Consider the following 14,911-nt stretch of genomic DNA (forward strand, 5'->3'; position numbering starts at 1 on the left):
GGCATTGGCGGGCCTCGCGGTAGCGCCGCTGGCCCGGCGGATCGCGCCGCCGGGTCTAGTCGACATCGGGCCGGCCGAAGGGCTGCCGCGACTTTCTTCCTCGAAGGTGGTGCTGCATTCGAAGGTCAGCGACCCGGCCAAGCGCGCAGCGTTGCGGACGCTGGCGGCGACGTTCAGGAGCGTGGTTGCCTCGGCGTAACGGTCCGGTTTCGCCAGCGTAACGTACCGTTTCGTTAAAAAGACCGATTTTTTGGGAACCAATTCGTGCCTTGCGCGTTTGCGCCTCTTAAACGGGCAGTCGAATGTTCAAGAAAGATCAACAGCAGCAAAGGGATCTATTCGAATCCGAACGTAATTTCCGACTCCTGGTTGAAGGCGTTGCCGACTACGCGCTTTACATGCTGGATCCGAACGGCGTGGTGACGAGCTGGAATGTCGGCGGCCAGCGGATCAAGGGTTACACGCCGACAGATATCATCGGGCAGCATTTTTCCCGCTTCTATACCGAAGTCGACCGCACCAACGGCAAGCCGCTCCGCGCCCTGCGCATCGCCCGGGAACAGGGCCGCTACGAGGAGGAAGGTTGGCGCGTCCGCAAGGACGGCACGTTCTTCTGGGCCAGCGTCGTCATCGACCCCATTTACGAAGACGGCAAGCTCGTCGGCTTCGCCAAGATCACCCGCGACATTACCGAGCGGCGCGAAGCCCAGCTCAAGCTGGACCAGATGCACCAGCAGCTCGCGGAATCGCAAAAGCTCGACGCGCTCGGCCAACTGACTGGCGGCGTGGCGCATGATTTCAACAATCTACTGATGATCATCAGCGGCAGTCTTCACACGCTGAAGAAAGCGGTGGGCGACGATCCCAAGTGCCAGCGGGCGCTGTCGGCGATCGAAGGCGCGACCAAACGCGGCGCCTCCCTCACCAGCCAGTTGCTGACATTCGCACGGCGGCAGAGCGTCAACCCGCAAGCGGTCGATGTCGCCGAGCGCATCGATGCGGTGCGCGAAGTGCTCGATGCCGCCGTCGGCAGCGCGGTGACGTTGCAATTCGACGTCGCCAAGGGCGTCTGGCCGGTCATGGTCGACGTCGCCGAGTTCGAGACGGCGCTGGTCAATCTCGTCGTCAACGCCCGCGACGCCATGACCGGCGCCGGCGTCATCGCGATATCGGCGCGTAACGAGACGCCCGTCGGTGAGGCTGGCGCCGGCGGCCATGTTGCAATCTCGGTGGCGGACACCGGCGTCGGCATCGCGCCGGATATCCTCTCCAAGATCTTCGATCCGTTCTTCACCACCAAGCCGATCGGCAAGGGCACCGGTTTGGGACTGTCGCAGGTTCATGGCTTCGCACATCAAGCCGGCGGAACGGTCAAGGTCGCGAGCGAACTCGGCAAGGGTACCAGGATCACGATTCTGCTGCCGCGAAAGGAAACCGCTGTCACGGCCGAGGACGCCAATGCGGTGGAGATCGGAGGCAGCGGCACCGTGCTGCTGGTCGAGGACAATCCGGATGTCGCCTCCGTCAGCGCCGGCCTGCTCGAACAGCTCGGCTACACTGTCCGCCGGGTGGCGGATGCCGAAGCGGCCTTGCGCGAAATCGAGCTCGACGGAATAGACCTCGTCTTCTCCGACATCGTTATGCCCGGCAAAATGGACGGCCTCGGTCTGGCGCGCCACCTGAAGGCGATCAAGCCCCGACTGCCGATCCTGCTCGCCAGCGGCTATAGCGACGCCGCGCTGAACGTGCGCGGCGATTTTCCCATCCTGCGCAAGCCCTACGAAATCCACGAACTCAGCCAGGCGATCGCGAAACTGCCGCGGTGACGGAACTATCCCGGTCTCCGGCCGGCGTGCCTGCCCTCACAAGATCGCCTCGAACGCGCTGCGCAGCGTTTCGTGCCGGAACACGAACCCGTGGCTCAGCGCCTTGTTCGGCAACACGCGCTGGCCGCCGAGCAGCAATTCGTTGGCAAAATCGCCGCCGACACGGCGCAGCAGCGCATCCGGAATCCGGAACAGCGCAGGCCGGTGCAGCCGGCGGCCGAGCTCTTCGGTGAATTTCAGGTTGGTGACCGGGATCGGCGCCGTCGCATTGACGGGTCCTGCGATCTCGGGGCGCGCGATCACATGGGCGATCAGGCGGATCAGGTCGTCGCGCTCGATCCACGACATCCACTGCCGGCCCGAGCCGAGCGGCCCGCCAAGGCCGAACTCGAACGGCGTCAGCATCCGCGTGATGAAGCCGCCGTCGGTGCCGAGCACCAGGCCGATCCGCAAATAGGCAACCCTGACCCCCTGCTCTTCCGCCGGACGCGCCGCGTTCTCCCAGGCTTCGCATAGTTCGTGGCTGAAGCAGGCATGCGATTTGGCCGATTCCGTCAGCACCTGGTCCTGCCACAGCCCGTACCAGCCGATCGCCGATCCCGAGACCAGCACCGCCGGCTTGCGTTCGAGCCGCGCGATCAGCCCGACCACATCGCGCGTCATGTTGATGCGGGAATCGAGGATCTTGCGGCGCTTGGCTTCGGTCCATAGCCCGTTGCCGATCGGCTCGCCCGCGAGATTGACGATCGCATCGATCCTGGTGTCCGCCGGGAGTTGATCGAGGCTCGTGATCAGCGCGATCGGCGGCGGCAGCATGTCGGCTTTCGCAGGGTTGCGCACCAGCGCGATGACCTGATGCCCCGCGCCGCTCAAGCCCGCGACCAGGCGGCTGCCGATGAAGCCGGTGGCGCCGGTGACCAGCACCGTCTGCCGTGCGGGCAATTTTTCGACCAGGCTTGCCGCGGGCGCGCAGGTCATGCGCGCAAGGCGCTTGGCCGCGGTGAAATCGCGCAGGCCGCATAGTGCGGCGCCTGCGGCGGCTGCCGCCGCGATCAGGCTGAGCCAGCCCGTGTAAGCCGATTTGACGCCGGTCGGCTGCCCCGCCCAGCCGATCAGGACCGGCAGCAGCAGCACCAGAATCGCGCCGTAATTGATCGCGAGCAGCGTGTGATTGATGCGTTCGCTGGCCGGCAATTTCCGGCTGATGTCCTCCTCGACGAAATCCATCAGCGTGATGACGATTTCGGCGACCAGCACCGCGATGATCAGCATCGCAAGGATGCCGTGCACTTCCAGCCAGCCCAGCACCAGGAACAGCAGCGCATAGAGCATGTTGCGCAACGCATGAAGCTGCAGCTCGTAGCGCTGCGAGGGACGCCATGCGAGCCGCTCGGTCAGCTCATGGTGATAGAACGTGTCGAACACGCCCATCACGACCTGAATGGCGATCAGGGTCCAAAGCAGCGACGTCATGATGCGGCCTCCCGGAACACGGCGGATTGACGAATGAGTTTGCCGAAGCGCGGATGAACGATCTCCAGCGTGAAACGGAACGTGCCGCCGCCGAGATCGGAATGGGTCACGGTGAGATCGCCTGGCGTGAACTGCATGGGCAGCGGCAATCTCAACGGCCCGAACTGGAAGGAATAACCGACGCTGCGAAACACCAGCGCTTCGTGCTCGACGGACATCCGCAGCGCCATGCTGACGCCGTAGCCGACATATTCCTCGAGCCCGGTCGGCCCGGCGAACCGTTTCGCCGAGTGGATGACCTGCGGAAAGCCGTTGCTGCGCGCGCAGATGCGGGTCCAGATCTGGCCGCCGCTCGCCTCAGTCACCGTCACGACCATCGGCACGCCGGTCTCAGTGCAAAGCGGCAGCGGCCCGCCGATGACCCGTGCAAGCTGCGCCAGCCACCAGCCGGCCGGAGTGAAGCTCGCTTCCTCGACCGTGCCGACATAAACCACGGTCTCGCCATCGGCGAAGCGCTTGGAGAAGCGCCGCCAGACCGCCAGCGGCAAACGGCCCCACTCCTCGTCAGGTAACAGATCGTGGAAGCGGTGATCGTCTAGCAGGATGGTGTTCGAGGCAGGTGTCGCGGGAGGCCTTGGTATTCTCGTGGACGCCATCACACACTCCTGCCCCTCTGCCCTATCTGGATTTGCCCGCGGGCAAGAAGCTGACGATCTTCTCGCCAAGCTTGATCAGCGCGACCAGCCTCGGACGCGGCACGCCCAGCATCTGCATGTACCAGCGGTCGACCAGTTCGGTGAAAGCCAGCATTTCCTTCAGCCGCTTGCTCGCGACCGGGCTGATGGTCGGATCGTCAGCCGCGTCGGAAACGCAGGCGCGCAGCGCATCGATGGCAGGATCGATCTCGCGCTCCTTGCGGCGGGCGGCGATCCGCGCCGCGACTTCCCAGATATCGGTTTCCGCCTCGAAATGATCGCGGCGGTCACCGAGGATCGGCACCCGGCGGATCAGATTCCAGGCCAGCAATTCCTTGATTGAGTTGGAGACGTTGGACCGCGCCATGCCGAGCGTCTCGGCGATATCCTCCGCCGTCATCGGCGCCTCGGCGAGATAAAGCAGGCCGTGGATCTGGCTGACAGAGCGGTTGACGCCCCACTCGTCCCCCATGTCGCCCCAGTGCAGGATGAAGCGCTCGACGACGGGCGGGAGTTTCTTCTTGTTCGTTATTTCTGTCATGACAGAAATATCTGATGTTACTGCACGGATGTCAAGGCCGACATCGCGCCCATCGGCGTTCGGTTCCAAGGATGGAACCCAACCTTCGATATTCCAGATTTCCGTGTTTTCCCGATCCGTTAACCCCTCGGTACCAGTCGCGCTTTAGATTCGCTTCGCGCGTTGCCGGCAGCGAGGTCTGGCGCGGCCATCAAGGCATGGAATGCCCCATCCAAATCCCCCAGACCCCGGGCCGCTGCGGCGGGTAACATCCACGGCCGTGGTCATCACCTTTGCGCTCGTCATGACAGCCAGTGTCCTCGGCGTCATGGCCTGGAAGGCGCTCGACGCCAAGAAGGCGGCGCTGGCGAGCGGCAGCTCCGACATCCAGAACCTCGTCCATTCGCTTTCCGAGCATGCCTCGCACACCATTCAGGCCGTCGATATCGCGATGGCGGGAATGGTTGACTTGCTGAAGTACAGAAATCCTGAGCCGGACCGGTTCAACAGGTATCTGGCTGAAACGGCGAAAACGCTGCCGCAATTGCGCGCGATCGGCGTCGCCAACGCCGATGGCAACTGGAGCTATTCGTCACTTCCGGAGACGCCGCGCCACAACGTCACGGACCGGAGCTATTTTGCCCACCATCGCGATACACCGGACAACGCGCTTCGGATCAGCGAGCCGTCGCAGTCACGTCTGGACGATCAATCCTCGATCGTTCTTTCCAAGCGCATCACCAGGCTCGACGGCAATTTCGGCGGCGTCGTCGTAGCAGCGATCGACAAGGATTACTTCAACGGCTTCTACCGCACGCTCCATATCGGCACGGATGGCGGCATCACCCTGATCCGGAATGACGGAATCCTTCTGACCCGCTGGCCGCTGTCGGACATGGGTACGGACCTTTCCAGGACCAGCCTGTTCACAAAGCATCTCAAGCTAAGCCCAGTCGGATACTACAAGATCATCTCGCCGTTCGACGGCATCGCGAAATATTTCGGTTATGAGGCAACGCCGCACTACCCCATGGTAGTCACCATCGCGATGTCGGAAGACTGGCTGCTCTCCGGTTGGTGGAAGGGATTGCGGACCGACGCCATCGTCGCAGGCGTGCTGCTGTGCATGATCCTGATGCTGGCGGCACTGCTTGCCATGCAGTTCCGCTTCCGCAACAAGACCGAGCGCACGCTGCGCGAACGCGAGGCGCACTATCGATTGCTGGCCAACAACATCGCCGACATCATCATCCTGATCGATGCCCGCAGCCTGCTCCGTTATGTTTCCCACTCCGTCGAACCGGTGCTGGGGCTGCGTGCCAGGGACCTGATCGGAAAATCGTGCTTCGAGCTGGTCCACCCCGAGGACCGGGAGAGCGTCAGGCAGGCGACCACAAGGCTCAGGGGTATCGATAGCGTCAGCACGGTCGTGTTCCGGCACTATCGCGCCGACGGAACGCTGGCGTGGGTCGAGAGCAAGTTCAAGCTGGCGACGGAACCGAGCGACCCCGCCCGGACGGAATTTCTCTGCGTCATCCGCGATGTGACGGAACGCAAGCGGATGGAGGACGAGCTGACCCAGCTCAACCGCCGCCTCACCCAGCTCGCCGCAACCGACGGACTGACCGGGCTGACCAACCGCCGCACCTTCGATGACTTCCTGCGACGCGAATACGAAGCCTGCGAAGAGATTTCGGTGCTGCTGTTCGATATCGACAATTTCAAGGGCTATAACGATACCTACGGACATCAGGCCGGCGATCGTTGTCTGCAGGCCGTTGCGATGGCAATCGGCAATGCGACCTCCAACACGTCAGGCCTGTCCGCGCGTTACGGCGGCGAGGAATTCGCAGTCGTGCTGCCGAACACTTCGGAAGACGGCGCCCTGAAAGTCGCCGAAGCCATCCGGCTGACGGTTCGCTCGCTCGGCATTCCGAACACGGCCTCCAGCCGCGGCTACATCACCATCAGCGCAGGCGTCGCCGCCAAAAACCGCTCGACCCTCGACGAGGCAGCGTTGGTGGGAGAAGCCGATGCCGCGCTCTACGAGGCAAAGCGTCTCGGCCGCAATCGCAGCGTCGTGTATTCTTCACTCGTTGTGCAATATGTCGAGAGTGCGTCCATCCAGCACGATGGCGAATTCGCGCCGGGCGAGCGGACGCATTAGATCTACTGCGTCGCAACTATTAAACCCTCATGGTGAGGAGGCGCCAACGGGTCCGCGCGCAGCGCGGCCCGATGACAGGCTCCGCGCCGTCACCGGACGATGCTTCGCATCGCCGGGAGAACCATGTGGCCCGGCTGGTGCCATTCATCCTTCGAGACGACCGCTTCGCGGTCTCCTCAGAATGAGGTCTGACAGGGAAGGCTCGCTTGTTCGACGGATGACGTAGTACAGGTCAAGCGCTTACATTCGCTGGCGAAGCGTGTGCAAAGTAATTTCCGGCGGACAGTTCAAGCGAACGGGCAACAGGCTCGTTCCGGCACCAACTGATGTGTAACCGACCATTCTACCGTGGTGCCACGTGCCCGCACCCATCGAGCGCGGTAAGCGAGCCTCCAACTTGATTGGAATCCCGCCGGGAAGGCAGAGCTGTCCACCGTGGGTATGGCCGCTCAGCATTAGATCGAATCCGGCTTTGGCCGCTTCGCTATAGACCTCGGGCGTGTGAGACAGCAAAATGGAAAATGCGCCGCTTGGAATTCGCCTCGCCGCCTTCTCAACGTCGTCGGTCCGGTAGAAATGCGCATCGTCGATGCCCGCTAGGTAGATCTGACTATCTTTGCGCGAAATTGTTTCGCACTCATTGAAGAGCATCCGGATCCCCATCTCTTCCAGCGCGGGCACCATGTATATGCTGTCGTGATTGCCGAGCACTCCATATATCGGCCCTTTTATCCGGGCCGTCAGCTCATGGATGCTCTTCAGGCTCGGGTCGAATGGTCCATAGGTTTTTCCGCGATAATCTCCCGTCAATACGCAAATGTCGTATTTGAGGTCGCCGACAATGCCGATGAGGTGCCGCATCGCTCCCTCGCTTATGTCTGCGTGCAGGTCACTGAGATGAAGAATTGTGAAATCTGCAAATGCCGGAGGAAGGCTCTCAAATTCAAGCAGGTTTGTCCTAATGGCGACCTGATCGGCGTTGCGACGCGCGCGGTTGTACAGTCCCATCAGCTTCAGCGCGCTGCCAATGATCCAAGGCGCCGAGTACCAATTTTCGAGATTGAAGATGATCAATCCCTGGCCGAAAAGTTGAGCCTCATGTTCAGTCTCAACCTTCAGCCGCCGTTCCACATGTTCGGCGCCGATCCGATCCACAACGCTTTGTAAGGCCAATGTAGTCACAGTTGGCGATTGAACCTCGCCTTCGAGCGACTGTCAAAGTGACATAGCTAGCCGCGAGAGGTGGTCAAGCCTGTCCAGATAGCCAGCATTTTTGAGGTCTTGTTTTGACGACATGTCCCGGTTCTATCGCGCGCCGGGCCACCACGAGAGATCGTCAGACAACACATAGATCGTGATCGCGGCGAGGCACATCAGGACACCGACCCAGAACATCGGCGAGTGATGGATCCGTCTCCAGTCGCGTTCAGGATGTTGCGGCCTCATTCAGCTCACCCCGTGAGTGCGTGCCAGCCATGTCACGACGCTCAGACCGTCGGCAGCACCGAGAACCGCTCCCCTGCCCGCCGCAGTTTCAGCATGTCGGGCCCAGCAACTCCGTCCTGCACCGCATCGACCCGCGCCGAGTATGGCCCGCGACGGCATTGCTCGATCATCGCCGTAACGGCTCCCGCGGGGCCGGCGAACACCGCCTCGACGCTGCCATCGCGGCGATTGCGCACCCAGCCTTCCAGGTCATGCGATCGCGCCTCGTCGTCGACAAAGGCGCGGTAGCCGACGCCCTGCACCCGGCCCCTGATCGTGACATGACGGATCGCGTCGCTCATGATTTCTTCAACCCGAGAAATTCACCGCTGCGGGCTTTAACTTCCGACGCGCGCATCGCGCGGCCGGTGAGTTCGGCCGACGCCAGTCCCTTCAGGTTCTTCGGCGACGCTCCCTCACGCAGGGACTTCAGCGTATCATAGACGGCCTGCGTGGCGGCCGCGAAAGGCGCATGGCCCTGCAGCGCAATCCGCACGCGCTGGCTTCCGAGATAATCGAGCGCAGTCATATCCTCGGGCGCGCCGCCGAGCACGATGGGCAGGCGCGTCGCAGCTGAAATGGCTTCCAGCTCCCCGCGACTCTTGATGCCGGTGAAGAACAGCGCATCGACGCCGGTGGCCTCGTACGCCCGTGCGCGCGCAATCGCGTCGTCGAGACCGGTGACGGATACGGCGCCGGTGCGGCCCATGATGACCAGCGAGGGATCGCCGCGGCCGTCGAGCGCGGCCTTCATCTTGCCGACGCCTTCTTCCAGCGGGATCAGTTGCATTCCGGCCTGTCCGAACGCCGGCGGCAACAGCGTGTCCTCGATCGTGAGCCCAGCCGCGCCGGCAGCCTCAAGCTCCTGCACGGTACGGCGGACGTTGAGCGCGTTGCCGTAGCCGTGATCGGCATCGACCAGCACCGGCAAGGCGGAGGCGCGCGACATCCGGCGCATCTGCTCGGCCAGCTCCGTCAACGTGATCAGCGCAATGTCGGGATCACCAAGCACGGCGAGCGAGGCCACCGATCCGCCGAACATGCCGAGCTCAAAGCCGAGGTCTTCCGCGATGCGGATCGAGGTCGCGTCATAGACCGACCCCGGCCGGATGCAGGTCGAGCCGCTCAAGATGGAACGCAATCTCTCTCGGCGCTGACGGAAAGCCATGGTGCCCTCAATTCTATCCGCCGTCATTGCGAGCAAAGCGAAGCAATCCACGCTGCCGCAAGCGGAGGAATGGATTGCTTCGTCGCTGATGCTCCTCGCAATGACGGAAGGGAAGCGTTACGCAAACTCCAGGATCAACGCATCCACCGCCAGCGTCGCACCGGCGGCGGCGTGAATCTTCTTCACGGTGCCGTCGCGCTCGGCGCGCAGCACGTTCTGCATCTTCATCGCCTCGACCACGGCCAACGTCTCGCCGGACTTGACTTCCTGCCCTTCGCTCACCGCAATCGACACCACGAGACCGGGCATCGGGCACAGCAGCTTCTTGCCGGCATCGGCGGCTGAGTTCACCGGCATCAGCCGCGCGGCCGCGGCCTCGCTTTCGGTGAAAACGTTGACCGCAACTTCAAAGCCCTGATGCGCAAGGCGGATGCCGTTCGGGATCGCGCGCACCTGCATCGCCACGAAATGGCCGTCGATGGTGCCCTGCCAGACCGGTTCGCCCGGCGTCCAGTGTGAGAGCAGATTGTGCGGATTGCCGGGCAGACCGTCGGTGCCGATGAAGCGTACCGCGATGCCCTCGGCCTCCCGCGCCACATCGAGCGCGATTTCATCGCGCTCCAGCCAGACCGCGCGGCGGCGTTCGCGCTGCACCAGCCGGCCGGTCAACTGTCCGGAAATCTGCCGCTTGCGCTCGCCGAGCACGTGATCGATCGCAGCTCCAACGGCGGCCAGCCGCCGCGCGATCTCGCCTTCCGGCGGACGCGCCGAGAATCCTTTCGGGAACTCCTCCGCGATGAAGCCGGTGGAAAGCTTGCCCTCGCGCCAGCGCGGATGATTCATCAGCGCCGACAGGAACGGAATGTTGTGCCTGATGCCGTCGACGTAAAACGCGTCCAGCGCGGTCGCCTGCGCCTCGATCGCGGCGGCGCGCGACGGCGCATGCGTGACCAGCTTGGCGATCATCGGATCGTAGTGGATCGAGATTTCGCCGCCTTCCTGCACGCCGGTATCGTTGCGGATAGTGACGCCGTCCAGGCTCGCTTCCGCCGGCGGCCGGTACTTCACCAGCCGGCCGATGGACGGCAGGAAGTTGCGGAACGGGTCTTCGGCATAGACGCGCGATTCCACCGCCCAGCCGGTCAGCAGGACGTCCTTCTGCGCGATCGAAAGCTTCTCGCCGGCGGCGACGCGGATCATCTGCTCGACGAGATCGATGCCGGTGACCAGTTCGGTGACGGGATGCTCGACCTGCAGACGGGTGTTCATCTCCAGGAAGTAGAAGCTCTTGTCCTGGCCGGCGACGAATTCGACGGTGCCGGCGGAATCGTAGTGCACGGCCTTTGCCAGCGCCACCGCCTGCTCGCCCATTTTGCGGCGAGTGGTCTCGTCGAGCAGCGGCGACGGCGCCTCCTCGATGACCTTCTGGTTACGGCGCTGGATCGAGCATTCGCGCTCGCCGAGATGGATCACGTTGCCATGCTTGTCCCCCAGCACCTGGATCTCGATGTGGCGGGGATCGACGATGAATTTTTCGATGAAGACGCGGTCGTCGCCGAACGAGGATTTCGCTTCGGCCTTGGCAAGGTTGAAGCCTTCGGCGACTTCCTTGTGCGAATGCGCGATCCGCATGCCCTTGCCGCCGCCGCCTGCAGACGCTTTGATCATCACGGGATAGCCGATCTCGTCGGCGATCTTCACCGCGTGTTTTTCGTCCTCGATGACGCCAAGGTGCCCCGGCACGGTCGAGACCTTGGCCTTCGCGGCAGCCTTCTTGGATTCGATCTTGTCGCCCATCGCGGCGATCGCGCCCGGATTGGGGCCGATGAAGACGATGCCGGCCTTGGCGAGCTCGCGCGGAAAGGCCTCGCGCTCCGACAGAAAGCCATAGCCGGGATGCACGGCCTCTGCGCCAGTCTTGCGGCAGGCCTCGATGATCCGCTCGATCAGAAGATAACTTTCGGCCGCCGCCGGCGGGCCGATCAGCACGGCGTCATCGGCCATTTCGACATGGAGCGCATCGCGGTCGGCCTCGGAATACACCGCGACCGTCTCGATCCCCATACGGCGCGCAGTCTTGATGACCCGGCAGGCGATCTCGCCGCGATTTGCGATCAGAATTCTCTTGAACATGTTCTTCTTGCTTGAGCTCTAGGCAGGATCCTCCCCCGCAATGGAATGCGGGACGCGGGGTAGCCCACCCGTCGTACAGCAAAAATCGATGGAGGCAACGGTCTCGTGTCGGCGAACGAGACCAGGTGGCGGCAATTCAGCCGGAATAAGAATTAAACCGGCCCCGCGCATAGGCATGGGATACCGCTTTCATCAGCTCGCCTACCTCGGACTCCAGATACTCATTGGCGACAATCAGCGCGCGGATCGTCGCCCTCATGTCGCCGCCGCAGGTGGAAATCGCTTGATCCACCGCGGCTTCCAGCCCGTCGTTCTCTTCGAATTTCGACTGTGAAGAGGACGACATGGGAATATTCCGTGTTGAGCGATGCCGCCTATGTTCCTATTTTGTTCTCATGAAGTCAATGGGCCGTTCGTTGGCCGGTCACAACGGCGCTAGCGGTTTCCCAACCTGATTCGCTTGCGTGATTAGCGCCCACATCTTGGTTCAATCACGTCGCCGTATGCTAGAAGGCGGCGACAGGTTTGGAATTGATTTGAAATGAAACAGATGCGGTCACGAATTTTTCTGGTTGCGGCGTTGCTATCGATCGTGCTCCCGGCCAACCAGAGCTCGGCCGCCACCGCCATCGTCCGGGATGGCAGCACGCTTCAGCTTGGCAATATCACCTACCGCCTCGATGGCATCGATGTCCCGACCGTCGATCAACTCTGCATCGATGAGCACGCCGATGTGTGGACATGCGGGATCGAGGCACGCGATCAACTAAACAAGCTAATCGGCGGCAAACAAGTCCGCTGCGACGATCTTGGTTCGGATCCCGCATATAAGAAACGGCGCATCGGCGTCTGCAAGATCGAGGGCGAAACCACAAGTCTCAGCCAGTTGCTGGTCCGCAGCGGCTTTGCCGTGAATGTCGAAGCCTCCGCCAGCGGCCGCTTCCAGGTGGACGAAGCGCGCGCCCGGGACGACCGCCAGGGACTCTGGAAGGGCTGCTTCGTGGCGCCGCGCGAGTTCCGCGTGGGCAACAAGGACAGCGCCCTGCTCGGCGCCGCGTGCCGCGCCGACCGCGACCGCGAAATCCGCGAGGCCTTGTTCCCCGAGGATCTCGTGATGCCGGCGAGTTGCAACATCAAGGGCAAATATGCCGTCCGCGCGCGCGTCACCGGGAACCTCGGCATCTATCATCTGCAGGCGTGCCGCTCCTATCCAGGCCTGACCAAGCCGGATCGCTGGTTCTGTTCCGAAGAGGATGCGCAGGCGGCCGGGTTCCGCAGGGCCTATAACTGTCGATCAACCACCAGGAGTAAATGACGCTGGCAAAGCCGCCGTTTCCTGTGTGAAAGTGCCAGCAGAGGTTGCCGGCACGCATGACCCCTTCCAACACTTCGAACGTCTTGCCTGAAATCGCCGCTGCCGAGCATTTGCGGCAACATCTGCAGGAAATCGCTGATGAGCGCGACAGAGCCCATCGCGCTCTGCAGGAACGCGAGGCGGAGCTGGCGCGGATCCAGCGCATCGCCGGCGTCGGCGGTCTCGAAATCGATTTCCGTGACGGCGTCAAGAACCGCCGCTCCCCCGAATATCTCCTGGTTCACGGCTTGCCGCCCGAGGCGGCCAACGAGACCTATGAGGAATGGGTCAGCCGAATCCATCCCGAGGATCGCGAGCGAACGGTCCAGCATTTGTTCGGCGTGCTGAAGAGCGAGAGCGAGGACTATTCGGCCGAATACCGCATCGTGCGGCCGAATGACGGCACGACCCGCTGGATCCGCGTCGTCGCCAAGATCGAGCGCGACCACGACGGCCGCGCGCTGCGCCTGGTCGGCGCGGATTGCGACGTCACCGCTCAAATGCTGGCGCAAGAAACCTTGCGCGAAAGCGAGGAGCGCTTTCGCCTGATCGCCGACAGCGCGCCGGTGCCGATCTGGGTTACCAAGCTCGACCGCACGCGCTCCTTCGCCAACCAGGCCTATCTCGATTTTCTCGGGCTGCCGTTCGAGGAAGCCATCGTGTTCGACTGGCGCAAGCGGCTGCATCCGGACGACCAGCAGCGCGTCGTGCAGGAATCGATCGCCGGCGAGGCCTCGCTCAAGCCGTTCGTGCTGGAGGCCCGCTACCAGCGAGCCGACGGCGAATGGCGGTGGCTGCGCTCCGAATCCCAGCCGCGCTGGGACGCGACCGGCAAGCATGTCGGCTTCATCGGCGTCGCCCACGACATCACGTCAGCCAAGCAGGCCGAGCGCGATTTGCGCCGGCTGAACGAGATCCTCGAATTGCGGATCACCGAGCGAACGGCGCAGCTCGAATCCAGCGAGGCCCAGATGCGGGCAATCTTCGAGACCAGCCACCAGTATCAGGGGCTGCTCAACGCGCACGGCGACGTTTTGCATTCGAACAGCACTTCGCTCGCCGGTATCGGCGCAAATGCCAGCGAGGTGATCGGCAAGCCGTTCTGGGAAACGCCGTGGTTTACCGGAACCGAAGGCATGCGGGACGCCATCCACGACGCCTTCATCGCCGTGATGCGGGGCGAAGAAATCCAGACCGAGATGCGGCTGCAGCTCCCGATCGGCGAGCGCTATTTCGACTTTGCGATGCGCCCGCTACGCGATCAGCACGGCGCGATCATCGGCGCTGTGCCGGAGGCGATCGACACCACCGAGCGGCGCCAGGGCGAGGAAGCGCTGCGCCAGTCGCAGAAGATGGAAGCGGTCGGACAATTGACCGGCGGCGTGGCGCACGATTTCAATAATCTCCTGACCATCATCCGGTCCGCGACCGACTTCCTGCGCCGCCGCGATCTGCCGGAAGAGCGGCGCCGGCGCTACATCGACGCGATTGCCGAGACGGTGGAGCGCGCCTCCAAGCTGACCGGACAATTGCTGGCGTTCGCCCGCAGGCAGCCTTTGAAGCCGCAGGTGTTCAACGTCGGCACCCAGGTCGAGGCGGTGGCGCAACTGATCCGCCCGCTGGTCGGCGCCCGGATCAAGATCGACCTCGACATCGCCGACCTCAATTGCTTCGCGATCGCCGATGTCGCGCAGTTCGAAACCGCGCTGATGAATCTCGCCGTCAATAGCCGCGATGCCATGGACAGCGAGGGCCGGCTGACTATCCGCGTCCGCAAGGTGGATGCCATTCCGCCGCTGCGCGCCCAGTCCGCCCGTAGCGGCGACTTCGTCGCCGTCACCGTGACCGACACCGGCACCGGCATCGAGCCTGCCCTGCTCGAGACGATCTTCGAACCGTTCTTCACCACCAAGGAAGTCGGCAAGGGCACCGGCCTCGGCCTCAGCCAGGCGTTCGGCTTTGCCAAACAGTCCGACGGCGACATCGCGGTTGCGAGCGAGCCCGGCCGGGGCGCGACGTTTACGATCTACCTGCCGCAGGCCGCGGTGCCGGCCGATGCCGTCGAGGCGGCCGCGACCGGCAGCGAACCC

At 63.2% G+C, this 14,911-nt stretch carries 13 protein-coding genes and 1 pseudogene; 5 read left to right on the forward strand and 9 right to left on the reverse strand.

What is annotated here, in order from left to right:
- Together CP49_RS34710 and CP49_RS34715 are read left to right on the forward strand one after the other, a co-directional pair.
- A pseudogene (locus CP49_RS34710) lies at positions 1-199 on the forward strand (LysR family transcriptional regulator); the annotation flags it as partial.
- Positions 200-302: 103 nt separating this feature from the next.
- Positions 303-1,826 (forward strand): PAS domain-containing sensor histidine kinase, encoded by a 1,524-nt coding sequence (locus CP49_RS34715; protein ID WP_057854615.1) that lies wholly within the window; start codon positions 303-305, stop codon positions 1,824-1,826.
- A gap of 36 nt (positions 1,827-1,862) precedes the next feature.
- On the opposite strand, the gene CP49_RS34720 is transcribed toward CP49_RS34715, so the two are convergent.
- The 3 genes from CP49_RS34720 to CP49_RS34730 are packed head-to-tail and all read right to left on the reverse strand — an operon-like array spanning position 1,863 to position 4,535.
- Positions 1,863-3,299: a TIGR01777 family oxidoreductase gene (locus CP49_RS34720; protein WP_057854616.1), complete on the reverse strand. Its 1,437-nt coding sequence runs from the start codon at positions 3,297-3,299 to the stop codon at positions 1,863-1,865.
- Positions 3,296-3,955, reverse strand: a complete 660-nt coding sequence (locus tag CP49_RS34725) for a DUF4166 domain-containing protein (RefSeq protein ID WP_057854617.1) — start codon at positions 3,953-3,955, stop codon at positions 3,296-3,298. The genes CP49_RS34720 and CP49_RS34725 overlap by 4 nt, the downstream gene beginning before the upstream one ends.
- A 22-nt stretch (positions 3,956-3,977) precedes the next feature.
- Positions 3,978-4,535, reverse strand: a complete 558-nt coding sequence (locus CP49_RS34730; protein ID WP_057854623.1) for a GbsR/MarR family transcriptional regulator — start codon at positions 4,533-4,535, stop codon at positions 3,978-3,980.
- A gap of 283 nt (positions 4,536-4,818) precedes the next feature.
- Between CP49_RS34730 and CP49_RS34735 the strand changes: the two genes are divergently transcribed.
- Positions 4,819-6,681 carry a sensor domain-containing diguanylate cyclase gene (locus CP49_RS34735; RefSeq protein WP_197423333.1) on the forward strand — a complete coding sequence of 621 codons (1,863 nt, stop codon included), beginning with the start codon at positions 4,819-4,821 and terminating at the stop codon, positions 6,679-6,681.
- 240 nt (positions 6,682-6,921) lie between these two features.
- Here CP49_RS34735 and CP49_RS34740 read toward each other — a convergent pair whose 3' ends face one another.
- From CP49_RS34740 to CP49_RS34760, 6 genes are all read right to left on the reverse strand, one after another.
- A complete protein-coding gene (locus CP49_RS34740; RefSeq protein WP_245311038.1) occupies positions 6,922-7,836 on the reverse strand; it encodes a metallophosphoesterase in 915 nt (304 codons plus the stop codon).
- Between the two features lie 150 nt (positions 7,837-7,986).
- Positions 7,987-8,127: a hypothetical protein gene (locus CP49_RS46465; protein ID WP_197423334.1), complete on the reverse strand. Its 141-nt coding sequence runs from the start codon at positions 8,125-8,127 to the stop codon at positions 7,987-7,989.
- 41 nt (positions 8,128-8,168) lie between these two features.
- The gene (locus CP49_RS34745; RefSeq protein WP_057854619.1) at positions 8,169-8,468 is read right to left on the reverse strand and encodes an acylphosphatase; all 300 of its coding nucleotides are present in this window, start codon (positions 8,466-8,468) and stop codon (positions 8,169-8,171) included.
- The gene (locus CP49_RS34750) at positions 8,465-9,334 is read right to left on the reverse strand and encodes an isocitrate lyase/PEP mutase family protein (RefSeq protein ID WP_057854620.1); all 870 of its coding nucleotides are present in this window, start codon (positions 9,332-9,334) and stop codon (positions 8,465-8,467) included. Before CP49_RS34750 ends, CP49_RS34745 begins: the two co-directional genes overlap by 4 nt.
- A 117-nt stretch (positions 9,335-9,451) precedes the next feature.
- Positions 9,452-11,467: an acetyl-CoA carboxylase biotin carboxylase subunit gene (locus CP49_RS34755; RefSeq protein WP_057854621.1), complete on the reverse strand. Its 2,016-nt coding sequence runs from the start codon at positions 11,465-11,467 to the stop codon at positions 9,452-9,454.
- 136 nt (positions 11,468-11,603) lie between these two features.
- Complete coding sequence (locus tag CP49_RS34760; RefSeq protein WP_057854622.1) at positions 11,604-11,813, reverse strand: hypothetical protein; 210 nt, start codon at positions 11,811-11,813, stop codon at positions 11,604-11,606.
- A gap of 204 nt (positions 11,814-12,017) precedes the next feature.
- Here CP49_RS34760 and CP49_RS34765 point away from each other — a divergent pair, with 204 nt between their 5' ends.
- Positions 12,018-12,782 (forward strand): thermonuclease family protein, encoded by a 765-nt coding sequence (locus CP49_RS34765; protein WP_057854624.1) that lies wholly within the window; start codon positions 12,018-12,020, stop codon positions 12,780-12,782.
- 56 nt (positions 12,783-12,838) lie between these two features.
- Positions 12,839-14,911: PAS domain-containing sensor histidine kinase (locus CP49_RS34770; protein ID WP_082646406.1), on the forward strand; the 2,073-nt coding region annotated here is incomplete at its 3' end.

Origin of the sequence: Bradyrhizobium valentinum, assembly GCF_001440405.1 — a bacterium.
GTDB lineage: Bacteria > Pseudomonadota > Alphaproteobacteria > Rhizobiales > Xanthobacteraceae > Bradyrhizobium > Bradyrhizobium valentinum.

Coding starts and splice junctions, on each gene's coding strand:
- CP49_RS34715 (WP_057854615.1), top strand. CDS start 303: ATGTTCAAGAAAGATCAACAGCAGCAAAGGGATCTATTCGAATCCGAA.
- CP49_RS34720 (WP_057854616.1), bottom strand. CDS start 3,299: ATGACGTCGCTGCTTTGGACCCTGATCGCCATTCAGGTCGTGATGGGC.
- CP49_RS34725 (WP_057854617.1), bottom strand. CDS start 3,955: ATGGCGTCCACGAGAATACCAAGGCCTCCCGCGACACCTGCCTCGAAC.
- CP49_RS34730 (WP_057854623.1), bottom strand. CDS start 4,535: ATGACAGAAATAACGAACAAGAAGAAACTCCCGCCCGTCGTCGAGCGC.
- CP49_RS34735 (WP_197423333.1), top strand. CDS start 4,819: ATGACAGCCAGTGTCCTCGGCGTCATGGCCTGGAAGGCGCTCGACGCC.
- CP49_RS46465 (WP_197423334.1), bottom strand. CDS start 8,127: ATGAGGCCGCAACATCCTGAACGCGACTGGAGACGGATCCATCACTCG.
- CP49_RS34745 (WP_057854619.1), bottom strand. CDS start 8,468: ATGAGCGACGCGATCCGTCATGTCACGATCAGGGGCCGGGTGCAGGGC.
- CP49_RS34750 (WP_057854620.1), bottom strand. CDS start 9,334: ATGGCTTTCCGTCAGCGCCGAGAGAGATTGCGTTCCATCTTGAGCGGC.
- CP49_RS34755 (WP_057854621.1), bottom strand. CDS start 11,467: ATGTTCAAGAGAATTCTGATCGCAAATCGCGGCGAGATCGCCTGCCGG.
- CP49_RS34760 (WP_057854622.1), bottom strand. CDS start 11,813: ATGTCGTCCTCTTCACAGTCGAAATTCGAAGAGAACGACGGGCTGGAA.
- CP49_RS34765 (WP_057854624.1), top strand. CDS start 12,018: ATGCGGTCACGAATTTTTCTGGTTGCGGCGTTGCTATCGATCGTGCTC.